This window comes from Ramlibacter sp. WS9 (genome assembly GCF_003797765.1).
Taxonomy (GTDB): domain Bacteria; phylum Pseudomonadota; class Gammaproteobacteria; order Burkholderiales; family Burkholderiaceae_C; genus Ramlibacter.
In genome coordinates this window covers 78625-102881 of the sequence record NZ_RKMB01000018.1, presented here as the reverse complement: position 1 = coordinate 102881, position 24257 = coordinate 78625, and the positions used below count along the sequence as shown (strand labels likewise).

General features: G+C 66.7%; 23 protein-coding genes. 9 read left to right on the top strand and 14 right to left on the bottom strand.

Features of this window, described 5'->3' with window-relative positions:
- Nucleotide 1 precedes the first annotated feature (1 nt).
- Complete coding sequence (locus EEB15_RS23265; protein WP_141512333.1) at nucleotides 2-619, bottom strand: dihydrofolate reductase family protein; 618 nt, start codon at nucleotides 617-619, stop codon at nucleotides 2-4.
- A 169-nt stretch (nucleotides 620-788) separates the two neighbouring features.
- Here EEB15_RS23265 and EEB15_RS23260 point away from each other — a divergent pair, with 169 nt between their 5' ends.
- Complete coding sequence (locus EEB15_RS23260) at nucleotides 789-1142, top strand: DUF4148 domain-containing protein (protein WP_141512332.1); 354 nt, start codon at nucleotides 789-791, stop codon at nucleotides 1140-1142.
- Nucleotides 1143-1747: 605 nt separating this feature from the next.
- Here the strand turns inward: EEB15_RS23260 and EEB15_RS23255 are convergent.
- The 4 genes from EEB15_RS23255 to EEB15_RS23240 all read right to left on the bottom strand — a co-directional run bounded on the left by EEB15_RS23255 (nucleotide 1748) and on the right by EEB15_RS23240 (nucleotide 8600).
- Nucleotides 1748-3169, bottom strand: coding sequence for an efflux transporter outer membrane subunit (locus EEB15_RS23255; RefSeq protein ID WP_141512331.1), 1422 nt, complete (start codon nucleotides 3167-3169; stop codon nucleotides 1748-1750).
- Nucleotides 3166-6423, bottom strand: a complete 3258-nt coding sequence (locus tag EEB15_RS23250) for an efflux RND transporter permease subunit (protein WP_141512330.1) — start codon at nucleotides 6421-6423, stop codon at nucleotides 3166-3168. Before EEB15_RS23250 ends, EEB15_RS23255 begins: the two co-directional genes overlap by 4 nt.
- A gap of 20 nt (nucleotides 6424-6443) precedes the next feature.
- The gene (locus tag EEB15_RS23245) at nucleotides 6444-7667 is read right to left on the bottom strand and encodes an efflux RND transporter periplasmic adaptor subunit (protein WP_141512329.1); all 1224 of its coding nucleotides are present in this window, start codon (nucleotides 7665-7667) and stop codon (nucleotides 6444-6446) included.
- 78 nt (nucleotides 7668-7745) lie between these two features.
- Nucleotides 7746-8600, bottom strand: a complete 855-nt coding sequence (locus EEB15_RS23240) for an alpha/beta hydrolase (protein WP_141512328.1) — start codon at nucleotides 8598-8600, stop codon at nucleotides 7746-7748.
- Nucleotides 8601-8715: 115 nt separating this feature from the next.
- Here EEB15_RS23240 and EEB15_RS23235 point away from each other — a divergent pair, with 115 nt between their 5' ends.
- Complete coding sequence (locus EEB15_RS23235; RefSeq protein WP_141512327.1) at nucleotides 8716-9621, top strand: LysR family transcriptional regulator; 906 nt, start codon at nucleotides 8716-8718, stop codon at nucleotides 9619-9621.
- A 343-nt stretch (nucleotides 9622-9964) separates the two neighbouring features.
- Here the strand turns inward: EEB15_RS23235 and EEB15_RS23230 are convergent, their stop codons facing one another.
- Together EEB15_RS23230 and EEB15_RS23225 are read right to left on the bottom strand one after the other, a co-directional pair.
- Complete coding sequence (locus EEB15_RS23230) at nucleotides 9965-11104, bottom strand: glycerophosphodiester phosphodiesterase (protein ID WP_141512326.1); 1140 nt, start codon at nucleotides 11102-11104, stop codon at nucleotides 9965-9967.
- An 88-nt stretch (nucleotides 11105-11192) separates the two neighbouring features.
- Nucleotides 11193-12161, bottom strand: a complete 969-nt coding sequence (locus tag EEB15_RS23225; RefSeq protein WP_141512325.1) for a tripartite tricarboxylate transporter substrate binding protein — start codon at nucleotides 12159-12161, stop codon at nucleotides 11193-11195.
- 98 nt (nucleotides 12162-12259) lie between these two features.
- Here EEB15_RS23225 and EEB15_RS23220 point away from each other — a divergent pair, with 98 nt between their 5' ends.
- From EEB15_RS23220 to EEB15_RS23195, 6 genes are all read left to right on the top strand, one after another.
- Nucleotides 12260-13222, top strand: a complete 963-nt coding sequence (locus tag EEB15_RS23220; protein WP_158290203.1) for a glycosyltransferase — start codon at nucleotides 12260-12262, stop codon at nucleotides 13220-13222.
- Between the two features lie 35 nt (nucleotides 13223-13257).
- Nucleotides 13258-14844: an alkaline phosphatase family protein gene (locus EEB15_RS23215; RefSeq protein WP_158290202.1), complete on the top strand. Its 1587-nt coding sequence runs from the start codon at nucleotides 13258-13260 to the stop codon at nucleotides 14842-14844.
- A gap of 156 nt (nucleotides 14845-15000) precedes the next feature.
- A complete protein-coding gene (locus EEB15_RS23210) occupies nucleotides 15001-15225 on the top strand; it encodes a glycine zipper 2TM domain-containing protein (protein WP_141512322.1) in 225 nt (74 codons plus the stop codon).
- 67 nt (nucleotides 15226-15292) lie between these two features.
- Nucleotides 15293-16102 (top strand): hypothetical protein, encoded by an 810-nt coding sequence (locus tag EEB15_RS23205; protein WP_233259589.1) that lies wholly within the window; start codon nucleotides 15293-15295, stop codon nucleotides 16100-16102.
- A complete protein-coding gene (locus EEB15_RS23200; RefSeq protein ID WP_141512321.1) occupies nucleotides 16099-16449 on the top strand; it encodes a hypothetical protein in 351 nt (116 codons plus the stop codon). The genes EEB15_RS23205 and EEB15_RS23200 overlap by 4 nt, the downstream gene beginning before the upstream one ends.
- Before the next feature lie 52 nt (nucleotides 16450-16501).
- Nucleotides 16502-17776, top strand: coding sequence for a diguanylate cyclase domain-containing protein (locus EEB15_RS23195; protein ID WP_141512320.1), 1275 nt, complete (start codon nucleotides 16502-16504; stop codon nucleotides 17774-17776).
- 33 nt (nucleotides 17777-17809) lie between these two features.
- On the opposite strand, the gene EEB15_RS23190 is transcribed toward EEB15_RS23195, so the two are convergent.
- The 7 genes from EEB15_RS23190 to EEB15_RS23160 form a co-directional block, all read right to left on the bottom strand.
- A complete protein-coding gene (locus EEB15_RS23190; protein ID WP_141512319.1) occupies nucleotides 17810-18772 on the bottom strand; it encodes an aldo/keto reductase in 963 nt (320 codons plus the stop codon).
- A gap of 73 nt (nucleotides 18773-18845) precedes the next feature.
- Nucleotides 18846-20213: an Ig-like domain-containing protein gene (locus tag EEB15_RS23185; protein WP_141512318.1), complete on the bottom strand. Its 1368-nt coding sequence runs from the start codon at nucleotides 20211-20213 to the stop codon at nucleotides 18846-18848.
- A 179-nt stretch (nucleotides 20214-20392) separates the two neighbouring features.
- Entirely contained in the window at nucleotides 20393-20821 is a 429-nt protein-coding gene (locus EEB15_RS23180; RefSeq protein ID WP_141512317.1) for a PXPV repeat protein, read from the bottom strand.
- A gap of 75 nt (nucleotides 20822-20896) precedes the next feature.
- Nucleotides 20897-22228 (bottom strand): ATP-binding protein, encoded by a 1332-nt coding sequence (locus EEB15_RS23175; RefSeq protein ID WP_141512316.1) that lies wholly within the window; start codon nucleotides 22226-22228, stop codon nucleotides 20897-20899.
- Nucleotides 22225-22896 carry a response regulator transcription factor gene (locus EEB15_RS23170; RefSeq protein WP_141512315.1) on the bottom strand — a complete coding sequence of 224 codons (672 nt, stop codon included), beginning with the start codon at nucleotides 22894-22896 and terminating at the stop codon, nucleotides 22225-22227. The genes EEB15_RS23175 and EEB15_RS23170 overlap by 4 nt, the downstream gene beginning before the upstream one ends.
- The gene (locus EEB15_RS23165) at nucleotides 22897-23166 is read right to left on the bottom strand and encodes a PepSY domain-containing protein (RefSeq protein ID WP_141512314.1); all 270 of its coding nucleotides are present in this window, start codon (nucleotides 23164-23166) and stop codon (nucleotides 22897-22899) included. It lies immediately after the preceding gene.
- Between the two features lie 4 nt (nucleotides 23167-23170).
- Complete coding sequence (locus EEB15_RS23160) at nucleotides 23171-23677, bottom strand: glycine zipper 2TM domain-containing protein (protein WP_141512313.1); 507 nt, start codon at nucleotides 23675-23677, stop codon at nucleotides 23171-23173.
- 167 nt (nucleotides 23678-23844) lie between these two features.
- On the opposite strand from EEB15_RS23160, the gene EEB15_RS23155 reads away from it, so the two are divergent.
- Nucleotides 23845-24201 (top strand): hypothetical protein, encoded by a 357-nt coding sequence (locus EEB15_RS23155; protein WP_141512312.1) that lies wholly within the window; start codon nucleotides 23845-23847, stop codon nucleotides 24199-24201.
- The last annotated feature ends 56 nt before the right edge of the window (nucleotides 24202-24257 follow it).

The window sequence follows — 24257 nt, the reverse complement described above, 5'->3', positions numbered from 1 at the left end:
GTCACTCAGGCATGCCCTCGCCTGATCTCGCGCTTTGGGGCACGTAGCAGAGCACCACGACGCCGCAGGCGAACGGCAGTGCCGCGCGCAACGCCATCCGGGCGCGTGCGCGCAAATCCTTGAACATCGGCCTGCCGCGCCCCAGAAACGTGGGGTTCTGGATGATGTGCAACTCGTCCACCAGCCCGGCCGCCAGCAACGACGACGCGAAAGTCGGCCCGCCGTAGGCCAGAAGGTCTTTGCCCGGCTCGCGCTTGAGCGCATCGACCGCTTCCTTCAGGCCGCCCTGCGCCAGCTCGGCGCGCGGCCACGGAGCCTCGCGCAGCTTTCGGCTGAAAACCACCTTGCGCATCTGCGTGATTGGCTGGGCAAACGCGTATTGCGGGCTCGCCGGATCGCGCGCCACCTGCTCCCAGTGCTGGATGAAACCCTCCTGCGCCATGGCGCTGCTCAACAGGATGCAGTCGGACGATGTGGTCAGCGCGTTGTGATAGTCGCGCAGCCGCTGCTCCCAGCCCCATTCGGGGCCCCAGTTCCACACCATCCAGTCCGTGCCGCCGTCATCGTCCGCCGCAAACCCATCGGCGGACACCTGCATTTCCAGTTTCAGTTTTCGCATGGCTGGTGATTTTTAACTTAACCAGTAAGTTAAGTGTTAGAAGGCGCCTTGTCAAGTGGCGCTGCAGACTGTTTCCGGTTTCGAAACACGGCGTCCACGATTCGCCGCCTTGTCGCGCAGCGGGCGGCGCCCATCTGCTGATGGTCATCAAACCCAGAAGGAAGAAACCATGACCCGCCACATCGCATCCATCCTCGCCATCACCGCTGCCGCCTTCGCCGGTAACGCCCTGGCCGACGACATCACCGTGGATACCACGCCCTTCGCCGCGTCGAAGAGCCGCGTCGAAGTGCAGGCCGACTTCGCGCAGTACAAGCGCGCCGGCGTCAACCCGTGGTCGACGCAGTACAACCCTTTGAAGCAATTCAAGAGCGCAACCACCCGCGAGCAGGTGGTTGCCGAATACGTGGCGTCGCGCAACGAAGTCGCCGCACTCAACGCTGAAGACAGCGGGTCCGCCTACTTGGCGCAAGGCCAGGGCCGGACCATCGACGCCAGCACGACGCTGGCTCAGGCGAAGTAACACGGACTGTCGTTGCGGGCTCGACCCGCAATCCATCTTGGTTCGCCTCGCGCCTTCGCATTCCTGTACCTCGCGGCGAAGCTGTGCGTGGGCGGGCTGCGGCGCGAGGGTTACGGCGTTCGGCTTCGGTGCTGCGCACCTCCAACCGAATCCCCTGCGCCGGGCTTTATTCGCGCCGCAGCCCGCCCACGCACAGCTTCGCAGCCACCATCTGAGCGCGCCACCAGTCGCTTGCCAACGCTTAGTCGGTCGCCAGGATTTCAGCACGCCACCGCTGGCACGCCACCATCTCTCTGCAATGCCGTGCATGGCCGGGCCGCGGCGCGAATAAAGCCCAGGCGCCCGCGGTGGACGGTCTTGCGGCCCAGCGTCGCTTGCGACGCGACCGTCTCATGCTCGCGGCACTTGTTTGAGTCGCAGCGTAGCGGAGGCGAGTTGTGCCGCGCGGGCCGCAAGACCGTTCAGCGTGGGGACTCCGGCAGGAGCTTGCGAAAGCAAGCGATGCCGGACGCCGTAGCCATCGCGCCGCGGCCCGGCCGTGCACGGCGTTGCCGCGAGGTCTCAGAGCGCAGAGAGCGTCGCGCACCACTCCTCTTGGTTCTGCCCTACTTCGCCGAAGCCACTTCCCAACCCCCACCCAGCGCCCGGATCAAACTCACGGTCGCCTGGTACTGACTGGCCTTGACCTGCAGCGCTTGCCGTCGATTGCGCAACTCGCTGCGGCGCGCGTCCAGCAGTTCCAGCTGGCTGTCCATGCCGTTGCGATAGCGGGACTCCGACAACACCGTCGCACGGCTCGCCGAAGTCACGGCGCGAGCTTGCGCCTGTGCCTGTTCCTGCAGCAGCCGCAGCGACGACAACTGATCTTCCACTTCCTTGAACGCCACCAGCACCTGGCCACGATAGCCCGCCAGCGCGGCGTCCAGCTGCGCCTGCGCGCCTTGCACGCCGGCTTCGCGCCGGCCGCCGTCGAAGATCGGCAGGGACATCAGGGCGCCGATACCCCACGCACGGGCCGACCACTTGAACAGGTCGCCGAGTTCAGGCGATGCATAGCCGCCTGCAGCAGTGAGAGAGAGCTGCGGGAACCATGCGGCCTTCGCCACGCCGACTCGCGCTTGCGCGGCGAGAATGCTGCTCTGCGCGGCTGATACGTCGGGCCGGCGCGCAAGCACCGTCGCCGGAATACCTGCCGGGATTTGCGGCAAGGCCGTGCTCCACTCGCCAGCACCCAGAGAGAAGTTGGAAGCCGCATCACCGACCAGCACGGCCAGCGCATGTTCCAGCTCGGCACGCCTGCGGTCCAGCGCCAGCGCTTCGGACTCCGTCGAAGCCAGCTCGGATTCGACCCGAGCGACGTCCAGCTCGGCGATGTCGCCGGCCTGGTGGCGGCGCTGCGTGAGTCGAAGTGTGCCTTGGTACGCCGACACCGTCTCGCGCACCAACGCCCGCTCGCTGTCGATCGCCCGCAATGCCAGGTAGGTTTGCGCAGTTTCTGCCTGCACCAGCAACCGGGTGCTCTGCAGCAGCGCCTCGCGGGCCTGCGCATCGAGCGCCGCGGCATCGCTGGCGCGCGAGAGACGGCCGAACAGGTCGAGTTCGTACGAAAAATTGACGCCGGCCGAGCCCAGCGTGGAAGGCGTCGCACCGCCTGCGGTGTTCGCTCCGGCTTGGCGGTTGGCACCCGCACCCACGCCGATCTGCGGCGCGCGGTCGGCATTGGCGTTGCGCACCAGCGCGCGGGCCTGCGCCAGCCGGGCTGCCGCCTCCTGGATGCTGGTGTTGTTGGCGCCGACGCGTTCCACCAAGCCGTCGAGCGTGGAGTCGGCGAAGGACTTCCACCAGGCACCGCGGTCACGCGCTTCGGCGGGTGCGGCCACGGTCCACTTCGGGCCCTCTTCCTTGAACTGAGCCGGCGCCACGACAGTAGCGGGAATTTCCGCCGGCGCTGTGGCGCAACCGGCCAACACCAACGCGGTCAACAAAGGCAGCAGCGCATGCCGTGCCGGGAATGAATGCTGTTTCATGATTCGTTCGCCTTCAGGGGAGCAGCGGGCACCGGGCGAGCCGAGGCACCGCCGCCGAATTCAGTGGGTTCAGTGGGAGACGCAAAGGCCTCGACATGCGGCACTTCGCCGTGGAGCTTGAGCGGCCGGTTGCCGGTGAGCCCGCGCAGCGTCACGTAGAACACCGGAGTGAGGAACAGCCCGAACGCCGTCACGCCAATCATCCCGAAGAACACCGCGATGCCCATCGCCTGCCGCATCTCGGCGCCGGCGCCGGTGGTCAGCACCAGGGGCAGCACACCCATGACGAACGCGAGCGACGTCATCAGGATGGGGCGCAGGCGCAGGCGCGCAGCCTCGATCGCGGCCTGCACCGGCGTGCGTCCCGCAAATTCCAGCTCCCGCGCGAACTCCACGATCAGGATCGCGTTCTTCGCCGACAGCCCCACCAGCACCATCAGCCCTATCTGCGTGAAGACGTTGCTCTCCCCGCCCGACAGCCACACACCGGTCATCGCCGCCAACAGGCCCATCGGCACGATGAGGATGATCGATAGCGGCAGCGTCAGGCTCTCGTACTGCGCGGCCAGCACCAGGAACACCAGCAGGATCGCCAGCGGGAACACCCAGGCCGCGGAGTTGCCGGCCAGGATTTCCTGGTAGGTCAGGTCGGTCCATTCGAAGGTGATGCCTGGGGGCAGCGTCTCTGCGGCGATGCGCTTGACGGCGTCTTGCGCCTGGCCAGACGAATAGCCGGGCGCCGGGCCGCCGTTGATGTCGGCGGAAAGGTAGCCGTTGTAGCGCATGGCGCGCTCGGGGCCGAAGCTGGGCTTGATGTTCATCAGCGCCGACAACGGCACCATCTCGCCGGTGGACGATCGCACCTTCAAGAGGCCGATGTCTTCGGCGCGCGCGCGGTACGGCGCGTCGGCCTGCACCCGCACGGAGTACGTGCGGCCGAACTTGTTGAAGTCATTGGCGTACAGGCTGCCCAGGTAGATCTGCATGGTGTCGAACACGTCCGTCACCGACACGCCGAGCTGGCGCGCCTTGGTGCGGTCGATGTCGGCGTAGAGCTGCGGCACATTGAGCTGGAAGCTCGAGAACAGTCCTGCCAGTTCCGGCGCCTGGTACGCCTTGGCCATGAAAGCCTTCAGCGCGCCGTCCAATGCTTCGTAGCCGAGCGAGCCGCGGTCTTCCAGCTGCAGCTTGAAGCCGCCGGTCGTGCCGATGCCCTGCACCGGCGGCGGCGGAAACATCATGACGAAAGCGTCCTGCAACTGGCCGAACTGCGCGTTCAATTGCCCAGCGATGGCGCCCGCGCTCTGGTCCGCGCCGCGCCGTTCGGAGAACGGCTTGAGCGTGGCGAACACGATGCCAGCGTTGGAGCTGTTGGTGAAGCCGTTGATCGACAGGCCGGGGAACGACACCGCGTGCTCGACGCCCGGCTGCTTGAGCGTGATCTCGCTCATGCGGCGGATCACTTCCTCGGTGCGGTCCAGCGTCGCCCCGTCCGGCAACTGCGCGAAGCCGATCAGGTACTGCTTGTCTTGCGCCGGCACGAAGCCCTCGGGCACCAGCTTGAACACCCCCATCGTCGCGGCGGCGAGTGCCAGGTAGATGCCCAGCATCAGCGCCTTGCGGGACGTCACGGACTTCACGCCCTGCGTGTAGCCCGTGGCGGCGCGGCCGAAGTTGCGGTTGAACGCCGCGAAGAAGCGGCCGAACACCTTGTCCATGCCGCGGGTCAGCGCGTCCTTGGGCGCGTCGTGGCCTTTAAGCAGCAATGCGGCCAGGGCTGGCGACAGCGTCAGCGAGTTGATCGCCGAGATCACCGTGGAGATGGCAATGGTCACCGCGAACTGGCGGTAGAACTGCCCGGTCAGGCCGCTGATGAAGGCCAGCGGCACGAACACCGCCACCAGCACCAGTGCGATGGCGATGATCGGCCCTGATACCTCGCGCATGGCGCGGTAGGTTGCATCGCGTGGCGACAGGCCCGCCTCGATGTTGCGCTCCACGTTCTCCACCACCACGATGGCGTCATCGACGACGATGCCGATCGCCAGCACCAACCCGAACAGGCTGAGCGCATTGATCGAGAAGCCCAGCAGGTGCAGCACCGCGAACGTACCCACCACCGACACCGGCACGGCCAGCAGCGGAATGATGGACGCGCGCCAGGTCTGCAGGAACAGGATCACCACCAGCACCACCAGCGCGATGGCTTCGAGCAGCGTGTGAACCACCGACTCGATGGACGCGCGCACGAACTGCGTCGGGTCGTAGACGATCTCGTAGTCCACGCCATCGGGCATGTTCTTCTTCAGCTCCGCCATCGTGGCGCGCACGCCATCGGAGATCTGGATGGCGTTGGAGCCGGGCGCGGCGAACACCGGCACGGCCACGGCGTCCTTGTTGTCCAGCAGCGAGCGCAGCGAATACCCCGAAGCACCCAGCTCGAGGCGCGAGATGTCGCGCAGCCGGGTCACCGCACCGCCGGCGTCCGACTTGACGATGATGTCGCCGAACTCTTCTTCGCTGTTCAAGCGCCCCTGTGCGTTGACCGACAGCTGCAGGTCGATGCCCTTGACGCCCGGCGATGCGCCGACGACACCGGCGGCGGCTTGCACGTTCTGCTCGCGGATCGCGCGCACCACGTCGCTGGCCGACAGGCCGCGCTGCGCCACCTTCTGCGGGTCCAGCCAGACGCGCATCGAGTAGTCACCCGAGCCGAACAACTGCACGTCGCCCACGCCCTGCACTCGCGCCAGGCGGTCCTTGACGTTCAGCAGCGCGTAGTTGCGCAGGTACGTCATGTCGTAGCGCTTGTTGGGCGAGAGCAGGTGGACGACCATGGTGAGGTCGGGCGAGCTCTTGATCGTCGTCACGCCCAGGCGCCGTACTTCCTCGGGCAAGCGCGGCTCGGCTTGCGAGACGCGGTTCTGCACCAACTGCTGCGCCTTGTCCGGATCGGTGCCCAGCTTGAAGGTGACGTTGAGCGTCATCAAGCCGTCGGTCGTCGCCTGGCTGCTCATGTAGAGCATGCCCTCGACGCCGTTGATCGCTTCTTCCAGCGGCGTGGCCACGGTCTCGGCAATCACCTTGGGGTTGGCGCCGGGGTATGTCGCGCGCACCACGACCGACGGCGGCACCACCTCGGGGTACTCAGAGATCGGCAGCCCGCGCAGCGCGATGAGGCCCGCCAGGAACATCAGCAGCGACAGCACGCCGGCGAAGATCGGCCGGTCGATAAAAAATTTGGAGAGATTCATGTTGCTCTTCTTTTCTCCGCTCAGGACTTGGTCGCGGCCTTGGCGGCCGGGACTTCGGCCTTGGCTTCCATGCTCACCGCGTTGGGCTGCACCAGCGCCCCCGGCCGCACGCGCTGCAAGCCGTTGACGACGATGCGCTCTCCGGTCTTCAGGCCGGACTTGACGACGCGCAGGCCGTTGACCGATGCGCCCAGTGTCACTTCACGGTATTCCGCCTTGTTGTCGGCTCCCACCACCAGCACGAACTTCTTGTTCTGGTCGGTGCCCACCGCGCGCTCGTTCACCAGCAGCGCCTTGACGTTCTGCGCCTGGCCCATGCGGATGCGCGCGAACTGCCCCGGGATGAGCGTGCCGTCTTTGTTGTCGAAGGCCGCGCGCACGCGCACGGTGCCGCTCTTGGCGTCGACCTGGTTGTCGATCAGTTGCAGATGGCCCTGGTACGGCGTGTCGGCCTGGGCCGATGTGCCCATCTGCACGGGGATGCGTTCGATCTGCGCCCGCGCGCTGGAGCCGCTGGGCAGGCTGCCCAGAGCGCGCACGACGATCTGTTCGTCGGTGTCGAAGCTGGCGTAGATCGGGCTCACGGACACCAACGTGGTCAGCACCGGCGCGCCAGGGCCGGCCGCGACAAGGTTGCCGACGGTCACTTCCAGCCGGCCGATGCGGCCCGATACCGGCGCGCGCACCTGCGTGTAGCTGAGGTTGAGCCGCGTGGTTTCCCGCTGCGCCTGCGCCGCGCGCAGGTTGGCCTCCGCTTCGCGCATGGCGTTCAGCCTGTCTTCGAACTCGCGCTGCGAGATGGCGCGGTCGTCCCACAGGCGCTGGGCGCGCGCATGGTCGCTCTGCGTATTGGTGACGCGTGCCTGCGCGGCGGCGACTTGCGCCTCGGCACGTTCGACGTCCGCCGCGTACGGCGCGGGGTCGATGGTGATCAGCAGGTCGCCCTTCTTCACCAGCGTGCCTTCGCGGAAATGCACGGCCTGCACCGCACCGGCGACGCGCGATCGCACGTCCACCCGCTCGACGGCTTCCAGGCGGCCCGAGAACTCGTCCCACGCCGTGACTTCGCTCTCGCTGACCGACGCGACGGAAACCGGCGTGGCCTGTGGCGCGTTGCTGGCCGTGGCTTGCGCGGAGGGGCTGTTGATGCCGAACAGCGCGGAGGCAATGGCGGTGAGTGCGGTGAGCACGCCGACGGAGGTCCACACGCGCCGCTGATTGGTGTTCTTGAGGTTGTTGGTCATGGTTTCTTCCTTTTTTGGGATGAGTTCGTCCTGCCCGGCGGATCACCGGGAAGGCGCAATGCGGATGGATGACTGGGACTACGAAGGCGGCGGCGTGGCCTGCGCGAAGAACGCGCTCAGGTGCTTTTTCACGCCCACCGCGCACGGACACTCCTGCGTCGGCGGTTCGGTGAGCGAATCGGGCCAACCGGTTTGCGTCGGCATGAGGTTACTGGTGACGGCGATGCCGGCGTCGCGCAGGCGTTGCGCATAGGCCATCGCTTCGTCGCGCATCGGATCGTCCGCGCCGGTCAAGATCAGCGCCGGCGGCAGGCCGACCAGACGCGTGGCCTTGCCCGGCACCGCGTACGGGTGCTCGGCGTCCATCGGGCCACGCAGGTATTGCTGCCAGCCGTCGGCCCATTTGCAGCCGGCCATGCATTCCTGCGTCTCGCGCAATGACGCTGTACCCACGCACGGATCGAGCATCGGCGCGACGAGGATCTGCCCGGCCAGCGGCGGATGGCCGCGGTCTCGCGCCACCAACGCCACGGCCGCGGCCAGGTTGCCGCCCGCCTCGTCGCCTGCCAAATAGACGGGCGCGCCCTTGCCGCCCAGCTTGTTGCGTTGTTTGTAGACCCACTCCAGGGCCGCATAGCCTGCTTCTACCGCCTCGGGGAAGCGATGCTCGGGCGCCAGCGGATAAGCCACGGAGACCACGACCGCGCCCACTTCGGCCAACAGGCGCGCCATGCACGCGCCGCTGTCCAGGTCGCCGCTGACGAAGGCGCCGCCATGGAAGTGCAGCACCAGGGGTGCGGCGCTTCCAGGCTTGCGTTTCCCGTAAATGCGCGCTTTCAACCCCGGCGCCTGCATTGCGCGACCGGCCACATCGATCGTGGTATCGGCTTCCGCGATAGCGGAGGTTGCAGCGGATGCAGGGCGAGTTGACATGGTTGGAATATAGGCATGTGGGTCATGCGGATAAAGAGGCCTCCTGCCAGTTCTCTGTTTCCAAACGGAGAACAATGCGACCCAACAGGGCGAACAAGCAAGAACAGGAAGATCAATGGACCAGATTCAAACCATGCGGGTCTTCGCGCGGGTGGTGGAGGCGGGCACCTTCACCAAGGCCGCAGAGTCGCTCGAACTGCCCAAAGGCACCGTGACCAAGCTGGTGCAGCACCTGGAAGCGCGGCTCAAGGTCAGGCTGCTCAATCGAACGACGCGGCGCGTCACCGTGACGCCCGATGGCGCGGCCTATTACGAACGCACTACGCGCCTGTTGAACGACCTCGACGACATCGAGGCCAGCATGACCAATGCGCAGGCCAATCCCAGCGGGCGGCTCCGGGTGGACGTCGGCGCGTCCATCGCGCGCCTCATCGTCATCCCCGCATTGCCCAAGTTCTACCAGCGCTACCCCGACATCCAGCTCGACCTGGGCGTGAGCGACCGGCCGGTCGACCTGATCAGCGACAACGTCGACTGCGTACTGCGCGGCGGCGACCTGATCGAGCAATCGCTGGTGGCCAGGCGCATCGCCAACCTGCGGCTCATCACCGTCGCTTCACCGGACTACCTCAAGCGCCATGGCGTGCCACAGCACCCGAACGACCTGGAGAAGGGCCACACCACCGTGGGCTTCTTCTCCGCGCGAACGGGCCGCTTCCATCCGGAAGTGTTCAACAAGGGCGACGAAGTGGTGGAACTGGTCGGCACCTACAAGGTGTCGGTCAACTGCAGCAATGCGCACACCGAGGCTTTGGTCGCCGGGCTGGGCATCTCGCAAGCCGCGCAGTTCGCGGTGACACCCTATCTCGCAACCGGGCAACTGGTGCAAGTGCTAGCGGATTGGTCACGTCCGAGCATCCCGCTGCACGTGGTGTACCCGCCCAACCGCCACCTGAGCGCCAAGACCCGCGCGTTCGTCGATTGGGCAGCGGAGCTGTTCGCGAACTATCCGAACCTTTGACTCGTGAGTGCGGTTGTCATTGCGGACTCGATCCGCAATCCATGACTTCCGGACTTCCTCTTCCTCGCATCGCGTCAGGCGGCACCCGGCAGGGCCTCACACTGTGTCGGTCGCCGCTTTGCGCCGACTTCGCTGAGATCGGCCCTGCCGGATACCGCCTGACGCTCAGAGACAACATTGGCGCGCAACGATTGCAAACCCGCACGCTGGACTCGGCCGGTGGTTGGGGTGGGTCGGGCGCAGGTCCATTCGCGGTCGCGCCAGAGCGGGTGCGCCAACCACCGTCGAAAGCAAAGTCATGGATTGCGGAACAAGAGCCCGCAATGACATCTGTCGGGACGCGTCAGCGAAGAGCGGCGTTCTTCGCCGCGACGCCGGTGGCGGTGAAGTCCGTGAACAGGCCGTCCACACCCAACCGCATGTAGTACTCCATTTCGGCCTGCGGATCCTTGAAACCGTAGCCGCTCGAATCGTTGCGGAAAGTCCAGGTGTGCACGAGCAGGCCGCGCGCGTGGGCTGCTTCCACGACGCCTGTGCTGCCGTCGACGCGGCGGTCGTTGATGGTGAGCGTGCTGTCACCGGTGCGCTCGACGCCGTCGTTCACGGTCTTGACCAGGTACGGCTTCCACGGGCCCACCGCGTTGGCATAGGTCTTCACGAAGTCCAGGCCGGCGGGTGTGAGCAGGTCGGCAAACGTGCGCGCATCGCCCTTCACGACGAAGTCGTACGGCTGGCGGTAAGGGGCGACCAATGACATGCTGCCGTCGGCGTTCACGTCGTCCGCGTCGATCAGCTGCACCAGCCGGATGGCGGTCTTGGAGCGCAGGTACTGCAGGTTGGAAACTTCGAACGACTGGATGAACACGGGCGCGCTCGCGCTGTTGCTGTACGCGGCGTGCAACGTGGCGACGAGCTTGTCCTCGATCACGTTCGCGCCGAAACCCGCCACGGTGGCGTGGAAAGTCGAATGCTTGATTTCGGGATAGATGCCGACCGTGCGGCCTACCTTGGCCGACTCCGACTTCACCAGCGCGATCACTTCGTCGAGCGTCGGGATGCTGTATTGCCCATCGAAGGCATGCGAGCGCGAGGCCGAGGCCTGCACCGCGCGCAGCGTCTTGATTTCCGCCAGCGTGAAGTCGCTCGCGAAGTACGCCGAGGTGGACACGCCGTCCAGGTTCTTGGTGGTCTTGCGCGACGCGGGGAACTTGCTCGCGATGTCCGTCGTGCCATCCAGCACCGGCTCGTGCCGGGCGATCAGCACGCCGTCCTTCGTAAGCGTCAGATCCGGCTCGACGTAATCGGCGCCTTGCTGGATGGCGAGCGTATAGCCTTCCAGCGTGTGTTCCGGCAACGTGCCGGGGGAGCCGCGGTGCCCGATCACCAGCGGGGCTTCGCCTGTGAGGGTCTTGAGCGGGTCGCCGCCGCCGCAGGCGTAAACGAGGCCAAGCGCGAGCGAGGCAACCAGTAACTTGATTTTCATAGTTGTTTCCGGGTGAAAAGAGGCCACTTTCGGACCAAAGCTCATCACTGTCTCCCGGGAACGTGAAAGAACCGTGACAGCCCGTTGGTTATTGCGGCTCGATCTTCGCGTCGCGGATTGCCTTGGCCCACTTGGCGGTTTCGACCTTGTTGCGCTGCGCCAGCGCTTCGGGTGAACCGGCCTCGACGGTGAAGCCGATGGCGGCGAACTTCTCCTGAACGTCCTTGCTCAACGCAGCCGCATTGACGGCGGCGTTGAGCTTGGCGATGACGTCCGGCGGCGTGCCGGCCGGTGCGAACACCGCGAAGTACGCGATCAGCTCGTAGTCCTTCAGCCCCAGCGCCTCGTTGACCGTGGGCAGCTCGGGGATCGCGGGCGAGCGCTTCGTCGACGTCACGGCGAGCCCGCGGATCTTGCCGCCCTTGACCTGCGGCAGCATCACGGCGAAGTCGGCCGTGAACAGCATCACCTGGCCGCCGATCAGGTCGGTCATCGCCGCCGGGCCGCTCTTATAGGGCACGTTGGTCATCTGGATGCCGGCCATGCTCGCAAGCATCTCGGTCGACACCAGCTGCGAGGTGCTGGCGCTGGCGAACGTCACGTGATTCGGCTTGGCCTTGGCCAGGTCCACCAGTTCGCGCAGGGTCTTGGCCGGCACGTCGTTGTTGACGGCCACGATCAGCGGCACCGATCCCATGTACGCCACCGGTGTAAACGCCGTGTCCTGGTCGTAGGGCAGCTTCTTCATCAGGCTCTTGAGCGCCGCGTTGGTGCTGTTGGTGCCGATGAGGATGGTGTAGCCGTCGGGCGCCGACTTGGCCACCGCGTCCGCGCCCAGCATGCCGTTCACGCCGGGCTTGTTGTCCACCACGATGGTCTGGCCCAGCGTTTCCGACATCTTGGTGGCAAACGCCCGGCCGATCTGGTCGGTCGCGCTGCCGGGCGCGAAAGGCACCACCGCCTTGATCGGCTTGTTGGGGTAAGTCTGGGCGATGGCGAGTGAAGTGGACAGGGCGGCGCCGGCCAGAACGGCCAGCCAGCGGGAACCGAAGCGCATGCGAGTCTCCTGAGGTTGTGCGGGCCATTATTTCACTTGTGCCCATGCCCCATCAGTTCCCAGGTTGCGAACTTTCGGCTTCGACGGTCGCGTGTGGTATGAACGAGCTCCTGGGATGGATGAGCGACAAGCGAATGCTGGATATCGGCCTGTGCATGTTGGTGAAGAATGAGGAAGCGAACGTTGTGGCGAGCCTTCGGCCCATCGTCGACCTTTTTGCGGAGGTGGTCATCGTGGACACCGGGTCGACCGATCGCACGCGGGAGCTGCTGTCCGAGCACTTCGGGATCACCGCGCTGCAGGCCGAGCTCGATGCCGCTGAATGCTTCGCGCTGTCAACACAGCGCAATCGAGGTTTCGACCTGCTGCGCACGCCCTGGCTGTTGACGCTGGATGCCGACGAGCGCATCGACCGCGAAGAGCTGAAGGCGCTCATGTCGCAGCCCGATGCGGGCCTGCCGGCCGGGCTGTTCTGCGCATGGACCACCGACGTCGGCCAGGACGCTTTGGTGGAAGACTACAAGCTGTGCTTTTTCCGCAAGGGCCATCACCATAGCGGCCTGATCCACGACACCGCCCAGCCCAGCCTGCGCCGCTCGAACGAGACGGCGGCATGGGCGCCCCAGGTGCGTCTGCGGCACTACCCGGACTTGCGGCGCCAGAAAGAAAAAGACGACTGGTACGGGCTGCGCCTGCGTTGCGCCATGGCACGTGAACCCGGGTGCCTGCGCTACCCCTGGTTCAGCGGCTACATGGCGTACCGTGCGGGCCGGCTCGCCGAAGCGCGCGTCGCGCTCGAACGGGTCCACCGCGAAAGGCCCGAGACGTTCCCGGTCGAATCGCTCAATGCTTCGATGGTCCTCGCGGCGATCCATGCGCAATCCGACCGGCCCTCGCAGGCCGCCGCCGTGATCGACGACGCGCTGGCCTATCACCGCCGGGTGCAGGGCGACTTCGAAGTGCAGGTGAATTTCCGGATGGGGGCGTGGCTGGAGCAGGCGGCGCAGCTCGCCGCGAGCGGCCGGTACGACGCCATCCAACCCTACGCATTCGGCTATTGACAAGAAGAGAGCAAGACGTGGCCCAAGCAAAGACAATGCAACGCTCGCCGGTGATCGCCATCGGCCTGGACGCCCTCGGTCCGCAGTTGCTGGAAGGCTGGCTCGCCGAAGGCCGTTTGCCCACACTCGCACGGCTCGCTCGCGATGGCCTCTACGCCCGCCAGACGAACACCAGCCTGAACCGTACCGAGAGCAGCTGGCTGACGTTGCTGCAGGGGTGCCAGGTCGACACCAGCGACGAATGGGGCCACCAGGACTATGACGCGCAGGCCTTCAGCTTCACCGAGCGGGCGTCTTACGAATTCAGGAAGTACCCGCCCTTTTACGCGCTGGGCCCGGACCGCCGTGTCGCCATCTTCGACATTCCGCTGACTCAGCAAGTGCCGGACGTCAACGGCGTCCAGTTGCTCGGCTGGGGCACCGAGGTCAACCAGATCCTGCGCCAATCGTCGCCGCCCGGGCTGCTCGCCGAACTGATCGCGCGCCATGGACGCCACCCTTTGTACGACAGCGAGCATGAGGCGGACGACGGCACACAGACGATGTCGTACCGCATCCCCAGCATCTACGACATGGACCAGATGCGCCTGACGCGAGACCGGCTCGTGGCCGCGGTGCACCAGCGCACCGCGATCATCCTGGATCTGATGCGAATGGAGCGCTGGGACCTGCTGATGTGCGCGTACGCCGAAGTGCATACGGCAGGCCACCTGTTCTGGCACCTCAGCCAAGCTGCCGGTCCGCTGGCGGAACTGCAGCGCAACGCCGGCAGCAATTTCATCCTGGACGTGGTGCAGGCCATCGATGCCGACCTGGGCCTCCTCCTCGACCAGGCCGGGGAAGACGCCCGCATCATCGTTTTTTCCCCGCATGGCATGCAGAGCAACACGCTCGACATCTGCTCGATGGTGTTCCTGCCGGAGCTCATTTACCGATGGAGCCAGGGCGAAGCGGCATTCGCCGGCGGCGCCGCCGGCGAACCGCTGCCCCCATCGCGGCTGGACTATTCACGCCACTGGCGCGAGGAAGTCTGGGACCAGCGCACACCCCATGGCCAAGCTGTGCTGGAGTCCCCCTACGAACAAGAGGCCATGGACGACCCGCTCGATTGGGACCCAGGCAACTGGTATCGCCGCCAGTGGCCGGCGATGCGGGCGTTTTCGCTGCCGGGTTATTCCGAAGGCCTGGTGCGGATCAACGTCGCCGGCCGCGACGCAGCGCAGGGCATCGCCCCCGAGGATTTCCAGCGCGTGGGCGATGAGATCGCGCGCATGCTCGGTGAGCTGGTCGATGCGCGCAGCGGCGAGCCGATGGCCGAAGAGATCATCCGCGTGCGGCAGACACCGTGGGACGGTGCGAACCTTTCCGCTGCCGACCTGATGGTGGTGTGGCGCGAGATCGAAACCGACGTGGTGGATCACCCGGTGCACGGGCGCATCGGGCCCATGCCGTTCTTTCGCACCGGCGGCCACTCGTGCGAAGGGTTCGTGCTGGCGCGCGGGCCCGGCTTCGAAGCGGGCCGGCGCCTGCCCCCGGTGACGACCGAGGACGTTACCGCGACTCTGCTGCAGCAGTTGGGCGCCGCCATACCGGCGCACGTCAAAGGCGTGCCGTTCGGTTGATCGCCGCGGAATAACTCCGCACTGGCGAAACGCTGAGCCGCAGCGCCGCACTTGAGTCCGAGACACGCTCCTACACATGCTGGCGCCATCCACTCACCCTGCGCGGTCGTGCGCGCCCTATCCTGAACTTTCCTTATCCGTTCCGAAAGGGAAGACATGAATACGATCAAATCTTTTGCTGTCACCACCGTGGCCGCTGTTTCGCTGATCGCGATGACCGGCTGCTCCAACATGACCCAGCGTGAGAAGAACGTCGCCGTGGGCGCCGGCGTCGGCGCAGTGGCCGGCTCCGTGCTGACGGGCGGCAGTGCCCTGGGCACACTGGGTGGCGCCGCCGTCGGCGGTGTCGTCGGCAACGAGGTGGGCAAGGACAAGCGCTAAGTCCCACGGCCCGGGCTCGCCTCGCGTGCCTGGGCCTTTTTTTTGCGCCTTCGCCTTGCAGCGCACATTGCTCCCCCGCGTCGCAGTGCTGATCGCGCTGGCCTCGGCGTGCATTGCCGTTGGCGCGCAAGAAAAAAAATCCGCCGGTTCGTTGCCGCCGGTCACCGTGACAGCCGCCGCGCGCGACCCGGTCGAGAAATCCTATCGAAAAATGGTCCAGGGCATGGACCTGTTCGAGCGCCTGCGTCCAGCAATGGCGCCGAACGCCGTGCTGCGCTTCAAGCTGCTGCCGCGCCGCCAGAGTACCGACCTGTCCCATGTGCTGCTGGAAGTGGTCGGATCCACTTTTGCCTATGAAGTCCCCATCGCCGCGGACCAGACATTCACGCTGCAGCGCGATCGCAAAGCCATCGCCGAAAACGCCATCGTGTCGCCGAACCGCAAGAAGCTGACGATGACCTGGCGCACCGACATCCGCACGCCCGGCCTGCCGCCCAACACGCGCCGTCTGGGCGACATGCGGCTGGAGTGCCTCGTCGGCCTCGAGGCAGACCTGGTCTCCAACACGGGTGCGCTCGGCCGGCTCACCAACCTGTTCAGCGATCCCAAGAGCTACTGCGACCGGAAGGACACGCAGTACCTTTTCTTCGCCGACCGGCCGGTGTTCAACGTGGCGCTTGCCGCGGGCGGGCGGCGCGAAAGCCTGCCGATCCAACAACTCTACGCGGGCGCGAGTGACGACCCGGGCCTGAAGAACGACCTGCCCTTCTGCGATTGCGAAGTGCTGGTGGACCGAACCTACTTCCTGCCGCTGGGCGACCGAAGCTGGCCCGACGACACGCTGGTGGAGTTCGAGTACATGGACGACCGGCCATGACCCGCTCGCTGCACGCCCTCACGTCCATCGCGGGTGGGCTACTGCTCGCAGGCTGCGCGGGGGATGGTGCGATCACCGAGAGCACGCCGGGTGTCGTGCGCACGGCCGGCGTCTCGCCGCAGGCCGCGAGCCAGTCCGTCGCCGGGAAAAACCAGGGCGATGTCGCTGCCACGCTCGGCAAGGCCACTGTCGTTCACTTCGACAGCGGCTACGAGGTCTGGGTATACCGTTGGCCGGGCGCCGACCGCACGAGCCGCACAGCCACGGAACTCGTGGTGTTGTTCGATGCCTCCGGCGTTGTGAGGAAGACGCGTATCCGCCCCGGCTACCCGTCCGATCGCAAGTAACCCTGCCGCCTGCTTGACCGGTCCGGCCCGCTCGCGCAAACTGGGGCGACACATGACCGCGCTAGACGTCGCCATCTGGAGCGCAGCCGCCGGCGCAATTGCCCTGGTGGTCATGGTGTGCCTGGTCGATTGGGTACTGGTGCGCACCAAAGCGGCCGCCCAGGGCGCCGCCTACAACTTCTCTGCCCTTCTCTTCGTGGTGATCCTGAGCGGACTGCTCACCACCCTGGCCCCGCAACTCGACGCGGAGGCGCTGCGGCCGGCGCGGGTCCTCATCGGACCGCTGTGCGTTTTCCTCGGTGACTACTGGGTGCATGACTGGCTGGCCGCACGGCAACGCGACCGCCTGATGGATGTGAGCCTGCGCGGCGCTGCCGCCGTCGCACTGCCGGCAGGGCTGCTCTGCCTGCTGCTGCCGTCCACGCAGCAGCTGCCCGCCGCGGCCGCGATCGTGGTGCTGAACACCGCGCTGGTGGTCTGGGTTTCGGTGCGCGCCTGGATGCTCGGCGACTCGCTCGCCCTGGGCATCGCGATCGGCTGTCTGGCGATGCTGCCCGCGGTCGGCGGCCTCTACGCGGTTGCGCTGGCGCTGCCCGGCATCGGCTCCACCGCACAGGCCTTCATGGCCGTCTTCTGCGTTGCGTGCGTCACCGTGATCGGCTTCATGCTCTGGAAGCGCAACCAGCACGAGCGGCGCGCTCGCGGCGTCGAAGCCGTCGAGTCGCAGTTCGACCCCGTCACCAAACTGCCGGGCGGCCTGCCCTTCGTGCGCAAACTGCTGCGCGCGCAAGCTCGCAGGCGCCTCACGCGGCGCGAAGGCGCCATCATCGCCGTCCTGGTTTTCAAGCCCGATCGCATCGTCGCGCAGGCCGGCACCGCCGGCTTGAACGAGATGTATGTGCACCTGGCCGAGCGCCTGCAGAGGCAGGTGGGGCCGGTCAACCCGGTGGGCCGCTACTGGGATCGCTGCTTCGTCGCACTGGTGGAGACGATCCACTCGCGAGCCGACGTCCGCACGCTGGGCCTGCGCGTGGCCAGCAGCCTGCGCCGCCCCATGCAGGTCAACGGACCGGAGGGCCGCACCATCCAGGTCCGCGCCGACATCGGCGTCGGTGTGGTGCTGATGGAGCGCGACCATTCGGCGGTGGAGGACCTGCTGCATGAGGCGCAGCGGCTGGCCGAAGCCGCGCAGACCATGCTGTCGCGCGCCGCCACGCGCGACCCGGCCACCGGTGAAACCGTGCCGGTCGAGCATGCACAACTCGGTCCGCGAAGGCACGCGCGTGGCGTGCACGCGCACGGCACCTGGCTGCGCGCGCGCGCGTGAGCCGGCGGATCAAGTCCGCAATGACATCCGGGTTCAACCCTCTGCGCTGGCCCGGTTCAGCAAGTCCAACGTCGCGGCATCCAGCACCATCTGCGAAGCTTCGATCAATTCGTCCAACTGCTCCAGCGTGCTCGCGCTGGCGATGGGCGCGGTCACGCCGGGCTGCGCCATCACCCAGGCGATGGCGACGCGCGCAGGGGTGGTGCCTGTGCGCTGCGCGGCTTCGTCCAGCGCGGCGAGTATCTTCAGCCCGCGCTCGTTCAGGTACTTCTTGACGCTGCCGGCGCCGCGCGCGCTCTTGCCCGCGTCTTCCGGCTTGCGGTACTTGCCGGAAAGGAAGCCGGCGGCCAGCGCATAGAAGCTGAACACGCCGATCTCTTCCTTGACGCACAACGGCCGCAATTCCTTCTCGAACACAGCACGGTCGTACAGGTTGTAGAGGGGCTGCAGGCTTTCGTAGCGCGGCACGCCGAGCCGGCGGCTGGTGTCCAGCGCTTCGCTCAAGCGCGCGGCCGTGTAGTTGGAGGCGCCAATCGCGCCCACCTTGCCCTTGGCCACCAGTTCCGCAAACGTCTCGAGCGTGGCTTCGAGCGGCGTGTCGGCGTCGTCCTTGTGGGTCTGGTAGAGATCGATGCGATCGACGTTCAGGCGGCGCAGCGAATCGTCCACCGCCTGCCGTATCCATTTCGGTGAAAGGCCCGTCTTGCCGTCGCCCATGTCCATGCCCACCTTCGTCGCGATGACGACGCGGTCGCGCCGCGCGCCGCCGCCCTGCTTGAGCCAGCGGCCGATGACGGCCTCCGATTCGCCGCCGCCATGGCCGGGCGCCCAGCGCGAATAGACGTCGGCGGTGTCGATGAAGTTGAAGCCCGCGTCCACCCACGCATCGAGGATGGAGAACGAGGTCTTCTCATCGGCCGTCCAGCCGAAGACGTTGCCGCCGAGGCACAAGGGAGAGACTTGAAGGGCCGAACGGCCGAGGCGTCGAAGTTGCATCGGCACAGTCTAGCGCTCCCGTAAAAGAGCCCGGCGGCTGCCGGGCTCTTTCTGACGACTGAGCGGGTAGAAGCTAGCGTTGATGCAGCGTCATGCGGGTTTCGCTCGTCACACCGGCTTTCGTCGCCGCCACGGTGACTTCGTAGCGTGTGCCCGCCAATGGCAACCGCGGCGAGAACGTGAACGAGAAGTTGCCGTTGCCGTCGGCCTGAAGTGTCTGCGAGAACACCTGTTGGTCCACGCCGAAGCCGGTCTGGATCCGCAGACTCGCATCCACCTTGGCCTGAACGGTTGCGAATGGCGCGGTGCGCCCAGTCACCGTCGTAGCGCCATCGATGCTCGCGCCATTGCCGGGGCTCGTCACCTGCAGCGGCAGGGCCACGGGCACCACGCCGCCACTCACTTCGAAGCTCCAGTCGCGCCGCACGGCGTTGCCGGCACGGTCACGCGCCGTGACTTCGACGGCGTGCCGTCCCGGCGGCAGGCTGGCCCGCAAGTTGAACGAGTTGGGCGTCACCTGTGCATCGGGTGTCACGTTGCGGCCGGAAATCAGGATGCGCACGCTGGCCGGGTCGACCCCGCTGCCGCCGCGGTCCTCGAAATTGCCGGAGATCTGGACCGGCCCGCCCGGCAAGGCGTCACCGTCGCGAGGCGAAATGTTCACCACCTGCGGTGGGCGGTTGTCCGCCTGCGGCTGAACCAGCGGCACCGCCAGGTTGGCTGTCACCACTCGTTCGCCGATCCGCAGCGTCGCCACGATCGGGCGGGACACATTGAGGTTGTCCGAACGCCGCAATGTGTAGGCACCTTCGTAGTGGCCCGGACGGGTTTCACGCAGGGCCACGTCGTTGGCGACGCCGGGCAGGTCGACGATCACGGCGGCGCCGGGCGCGCCTTCGAGCGCGAAGCGAAGTTCCGCGCCGGGCTCGAGGCGTTCGACCGGCGTGACGCCGAAGCGCTCGATGCGCAGCGGCGGAGGCGGCGGCGGGGGAAGGGGTTGCGGCGTGACGGCCACCGGCGGAGCCGCCATGACCTCGGCCAGGGTGTAGTCCGCAGCGGCCGTGCGATTGCCCTGGCGCACGGTGACGCGGACTTCGCGGTCGGCCTCGATCACCTCGCCCCGCTTGATGGTGTAGCGCGCAAGATAGATTCCGGGCTGTATCTCGCGCAGGGCGATTCTTTCACGCACGCCCCGCACGCGAACGGCCACTTGTGCACGCGGGCTGGCCACCGCCCGGAAGGTCAGGCGTGAGCCCGGTCCGAGATCTCCGTCGCTGCGCACGGTCAGCAAACGTACCTCGGCCGCAGCGGGCTGGGCAATCGCGGCGACAGGCAACGCCGAAGCGACGAACGCGCCTGGCAACGCCAGGAAAAGCGCCGTGACGGGGCCTCGAAAGGGAACCGACATGCGGTGACGAAAGGCGGAGGGGGATGTTTTCATGATGGGTTCCTCGGATGTGGGAGTGGCCGGACTGTTGGGGCCGGCGTGACCCTGGTGAGATTGCCGCTGGTTCGATGGTGACCCGCTCAACGCTGAGCCTCTGTAGGGCGGCAGCGGAACCGGGAGTAGGCGGCCGGCCGCTCTGGCGATGCCCGTCATCGGGCATCGCCAGAGGCCTATCAATAGCGGTAACCGTTGTTGGGGTCGCGGTCGCGGTGGTTGCGCACGCCGTCGCCGTCGCGGTCGCGGTCATTGCGATTCGCGATGCCGTCGCGGTCCAGGTCGCCGTTCGGGCCATAGCGGCGCGCTTGCCAATCGCCGTGATGGCGGCGCTCCCAGTCGTGGTTGATGTAGCGCACGCCGCGGTTGTCGTAGCGGTACTGGTTGTAGACCGGTGCCGGCTGCACGTAGTAGCTGCGGGGCTGCACGTAGACCGGGGCCGGCTCGTAGTAGACCGGCGCGGGCTGCGAATAGACGGGCTGCGAGTAGATCGGCACGCCGATCTGCAGCACGACATCGGTGCGAGCGTGGGCGGCGGTCACGGCGCCGAAACCTGCGACCGCCAGGGCGGCCACTGCGACGAACTTAGCGGTAGACAGAGATTTCATGGTGAGCTCCTTGTTAAGGTGGAGTCATCTTGCGCCCCGCTCCATGAACGCAACCTGAACCGATTCAGGCCCGTTTCACGCCGAAGGTAAAGAAATGTCAACGCGCGCGCCGCCCTCATCGGAGCGCGACAAACTGAGATTGCCGTGGTGGCTGGCCACCAGGTCGTTGACCACGGCCAGGCCCACGCCGTGGCCCGGCACCTTCTCGTCGGCCCGCACGTGCAGTTGCAGGATCGATTGCGTGTCGGTGAAACCCGGGCCGTCGTCGTCAATGCAGATGCGCAAGCCGCCGGCTTCGCGCCAGACTCGCGCCGTCACACGGTTGCGCGCCCATTTGGAGGCGTTGTCCAACAGGTTGCCGAACATCTCGAACGCATCGCCTTCGTCGATGCGCCAGCTCACATCGGCCGCGCAGTCGATGGTGATTCGCAGGTTCTTGGCCGCGTACACCTTGGCCAGCGAGTCGCGGATGCGATGCAGCACCGGCGCCAGCGCGAGGTGCGGAACGAATCGCGCCGAGCCGCTCGCCGCCGCGCGCGCGAGCTGGTGCTGCACGATGTCGTCCATCCGCGCCACCTGCTCGGTCACGGCGGCGGGCAGTTGCGCCGGCTGGCTGAGCGCGGTGCGCAGCACGGCCAGCGGCGTCTTGAGGCTGTGCGCCAAAAAGCTCAGGGCCTCCTTGTAGCGCGTCTGGCGCACGCGCTCCTGCCGGATCAATGTGTTGAGGTTGCCCGTGAGCGCCGCGATCTCCGCGGGATACCGCCCTTCGACCTCGGCCTGCTCGCCGTTTTCGATGCGGCGCATCTCACCAATCACGCGCCGAAGCGGGCCCAGGCCCCATTCGAGCAGGATCGTCTGCGACAAGAGCAGCAACACGACAGCGCCGCCCAGCCATGTCCACAGGGTTTTCTCAAAGATCGCGATTTCGCGGTCGAACTCGGCCCTGTCTTCCAGCACGGAGAGCACCAACGGCGCGGCCTGTTTGCTGCCGGCCCAGCTCACGCCGTAGGTCACTGCCAGGAACGCCCGGCCCGACTCGGTGAGTGTTTCGTTTCGCCATTCGCCCACGGGCACGCTCCGCTGGAATGGCGGAGAGAGGCCGACCGTGGACGGCGACTGCCATTCCTCGCCCTTCGCTGTGTTGACGACCTTGGCGTAAAGCCCCGAGCCCGGCAACGACAGGCGCGGTTCGGGGAACGAGGGCGGCATCACCAGCGTGCCGCTGTCGTCGACTTCCGCGCCCGCCAGCAACAGGTAGACCGTGCTTTGCAACTGCGCGAACCGCGCGGCGCGAACGCTGTCCGCATGGGCTTGCTGCACCGCGAACCCCGCGCCCGCAACGAACGCCACCAGCACCAGCGTGGCCCCCAGGATGAGGCGGGTGCGGATGGAGTCGAAGACCCTCATCCGAGCGTGAAGCGGTAGCCGCGCCCGCGCAGCGTTTCGATCGGCGCCAGGGTGCCGTCGGGGTCGAGTTTGCGGCGCAGCCGGCCGATCAGCACTTCGAGGACGTTGCTGTCGCGGTCTTCGTCGTGCGGGTAGAGATAGTCCGACAGCTCCTGCTTGGTGACGACGCGCGCCCGCTCACGCACCAGGAACTCGAGCAGGCGGTATTCGAACGCGGTGAGCTCGAGCACCTCGCCATTCAGTTTTGCCACCTGTGCCGAGAAATCGAGGGCGATGGGTCCCAGCGTGAGCACATCCGACGTGGCCTTGAGCGAGCGCCGCAATAGCGCTTTCACGCGCGCCGCCAACTCCGGGTATTCGAAAGGCTTGACCAGGTAATCGTCAGCGCCCGCTTCGAGGCCCACCACCTTGTCCTGCCAGCTGCCGCGCGCGGTGAGGATGAGGATGGGCATGGTGCGGCCGTCGGCGCGCAGGCGCTGCACGACGGTGAGGCCGTTGAGCTTGGGCAGGCCCAGGTCGACGATGGCGAGGTCCATCGGATATTCGCGCGCCTGGAACAGGCCGTCCTCGCCGTCCACCGCCTGGTCGACGCGGTAGCCATCGGCCTCGAGCTGCGCTGCCAGGCCGGCCCGCAGGGCGGCCTCGTCTTCGATCAACAGCAGCCGCACCTAGAGCATCCTGCCGGTGGCCGCATCGACCAGGATCACCCTCACCTCGCCCCGCGCGGTGAGGATCTTGACGCGCCAGACCACGCGCCCGCCCGCCTCGGTGCGGTCGACGGACAGCACGCGGCCGCTGGTCGCCTGCTGCGCCACCGCCGCGGCTTCGTCGCGGCTGATGTCGGCCCAGGCGGGCGCGGACAACAACAGCAACGCGGCGCAAAGCGGCAGGACGAACAGGTTCATGTGCAACGGCAACAGCCAGAGTCTGGAGCGCATGGTACTACTGGACAACAGGGTCGACCGACACGCGCACCTGCAGGTCCGGGCCCGGCTTGTCGCGCATCAGCGTGGTGTAGTGCTGGCCGCGGTACTCGTAGCCGACGCGGTAGCCGGCGATGCGGGCCTGCATCTCGTTAACCGTGCGGCAGGTCTGCACTTCGCGCTGGACCACTTCGTACTGGTCGCGCCGGTCACCGTTGGCGATGCGATCGCCGGTGAAAGCGCCCACCACCGCGCCGACGGCCGTTGCCGCTTCGCGGCCATGGCCCTTGCCGACCTGGTTGCCCAGCAGGGCGCCCGCGACACCGCCGACCACGGCGCCGCCGTAGTTCTGACCGCCCGTGGGCCGGGTTTCGTTGACCCACTGGCTGGTGCATTCGTTGCGCGGAACGCTAACGCTCTCGTATTGCGGCTCGACGCTGCGCACGCGCGCATGGTCGATGAAGGTTTCCGCGTGAGCGCCCACCGCGGCGGCAGCGAGCATGGAGACAAGGGCGAGGCGTTTCATGGAAGCTCCTGGGTTTGGTATGGAGCACATCATGCAAATGCTTGCCTGAACGCAGGCTGAACCGATTGGCGGGCCCCCGTCCTACACGCGCAGCCTGTTTGGCCGGTGGTTGGCGCCTAGACTCCGCAGTGAGGGGACAGAACACCGAACAAGAAAGGATCTGCCTCATGGACTCGAAGCTGATGATTCAAACCGCGCTCGCCCTGCTCGCCATCACGGCGGCCGGCGGGTTGCTGATGGCCTTCCAGCGCTTCGCCGGTGCGGAGCGGCCGCCTTCATGGCTCGCGATGGTGCATGGCCTGCTGGCGGGCAGTGCACTCACGCTGCTGCTGTTCGCCGGATTCGCCTATGGCATCCCGCGCTTGACCTGGATCGGCATGGGCCTGCTGGTGTTGGCCGCGCTGGGGGGTGTTTACCTCAACCTGAACTTCCACGACAAGCGCCTGCCGCTGCCCAAGCCGATCGTCATTGGTCACGCGGTGCTGGCGGTGGTGGGCGTGGGCCTGATTTTCGCCAGCCTCTAGGCCGCCGCCGCGTGCGCCTTGGCGCGGCATGAATCAAATTAGCTTATGGGCTGAGT

Coding starts and splice junctions, on each gene's coding strand:
- EEB15_RS23265 (WP_141512333.1), bottom strand. CDS start 619: ATGCGAAAACTGAAACTGGAAATGCAGGTGTCCGCCGATGGGTTTGCG.
- EEB15_RS23260 (WP_141512332.1), top strand. CDS start 789: ATGACCCGCCACATCGCATCCATCCTCGCCATCACCGCTGCCGCCTTC.
- EEB15_RS23255 (WP_141512331.1), bottom strand. CDS start 3,169: ATGAAACAGCATTCATTCCCGGCACGGCATGCGCTGCTGCCTTTGTTG.
- EEB15_RS23250 (WP_141512330.1), bottom strand. CDS start 6,423: ATGAATCTCTCCAAATTTTTTATCGACCGGCCGATCTTCGCCGGCGTG.
- EEB15_RS23245 (WP_141512329.1), bottom strand. CDS start 7,667: ATGACCAACAACCTCAAGAACACCAATCAGCGGCGCGTGTGGACCTCC.
- EEB15_RS23240 (WP_141512328.1), bottom strand. CDS start 8,600: ATGTCAACTCGCCCTGCATCCGCTGCAACCTCCGCTATCGCGGAAGCC.
- EEB15_RS23235 (WP_141512327.1), top strand. CDS start 8,716: ATGGACCAGATTCAAACCATGCGGGTCTTCGCGCGGGTGGTGGAGGCG.
- EEB15_RS23230 (WP_141512326.1), bottom strand. CDS start 11,104: ATGAAAATCAAGTTACTGGTTGCCTCGCTCGCGCTTGGCCTCGTTTAC.
- EEB15_RS23225 (WP_141512325.1), bottom strand. CDS start 12,161: ATGCGCTTCGGTTCCCGCTGGCTGGCCGTTCTGGCCGGCGCCGCCCTG.
- EEB15_RS23220 (WP_158290203.1), top strand. CDS start 12,260: ATGAACGAGCTCCTGGGATGGATGAGCGACAAGCGAATGCTGGATATC.
- EEB15_RS23215 (WP_158290202.1), top strand. CDS start 13,258: ATGCAACGCTCGCCGGTGATCGCCATCGGCCTGGACGCCCTCGGTCCG.
- EEB15_RS23210 (WP_141512322.1), top strand. CDS start 15,001: ATGAATACGATCAAATCTTTTGCTGTCACCACCGTGGCCGCTGTTTCG.
- EEB15_RS23200 (WP_141512321.1), top strand. CDS start 16,099: ATGACCCGCTCGCTGCACGCCCTCACGTCCATCGCGGGTGGGCTACTG.
- EEB15_RS23195 (WP_141512320.1), top strand. CDS start 16,502: ATGACCGCGCTAGACGTCGCCATCTGGAGCGCAGCCGCCGGCGCAATT.
- EEB15_RS23190 (WP_141512319.1), bottom strand. CDS start 18,772: ATGCAACTTCGACGCCTCGGCCGTTCGGCCCTTCAAGTCTCTCCCTTG.
- EEB15_RS23185 (WP_141512318.1), bottom strand. CDS start 20,213: ATGAAAACATCCCCCTCCGCCTTTCGTCACCGCATGTCGGTTCCCTTT.
- EEB15_RS23180 (WP_141512317.1), bottom strand. CDS start 20,821: ATGAAATCTCTGTCTACCGCTAAGTTCGTCGCAGTGGCCGCCCTGGCG.
- EEB15_RS23175 (WP_141512316.1), bottom strand. CDS start 22,228: ATGAGGGTCTTCGACTCCATCCGCACCCGCCTCATCCTGGGGGCCACG.
- EEB15_RS23165 (WP_141512314.1), bottom strand. CDS start 23,166: ATGCGCTCCAGACTCTGGCTGTTGCCGTTGCACATGAACCTGTTCGTC.
- EEB15_RS23160 (WP_141512313.1), bottom strand. CDS start 23,677: ATGAAACGCCTCGCCCTTGTCTCCATGCTCGCTGCCGCCGCGGTGGGC.
- EEB15_RS23155 (WP_141512312.1), top strand. CDS start 23,845: ATGGACTCGAAGCTGATGATTCAAACCGCGCTCGCCCTGCTCGCCATC.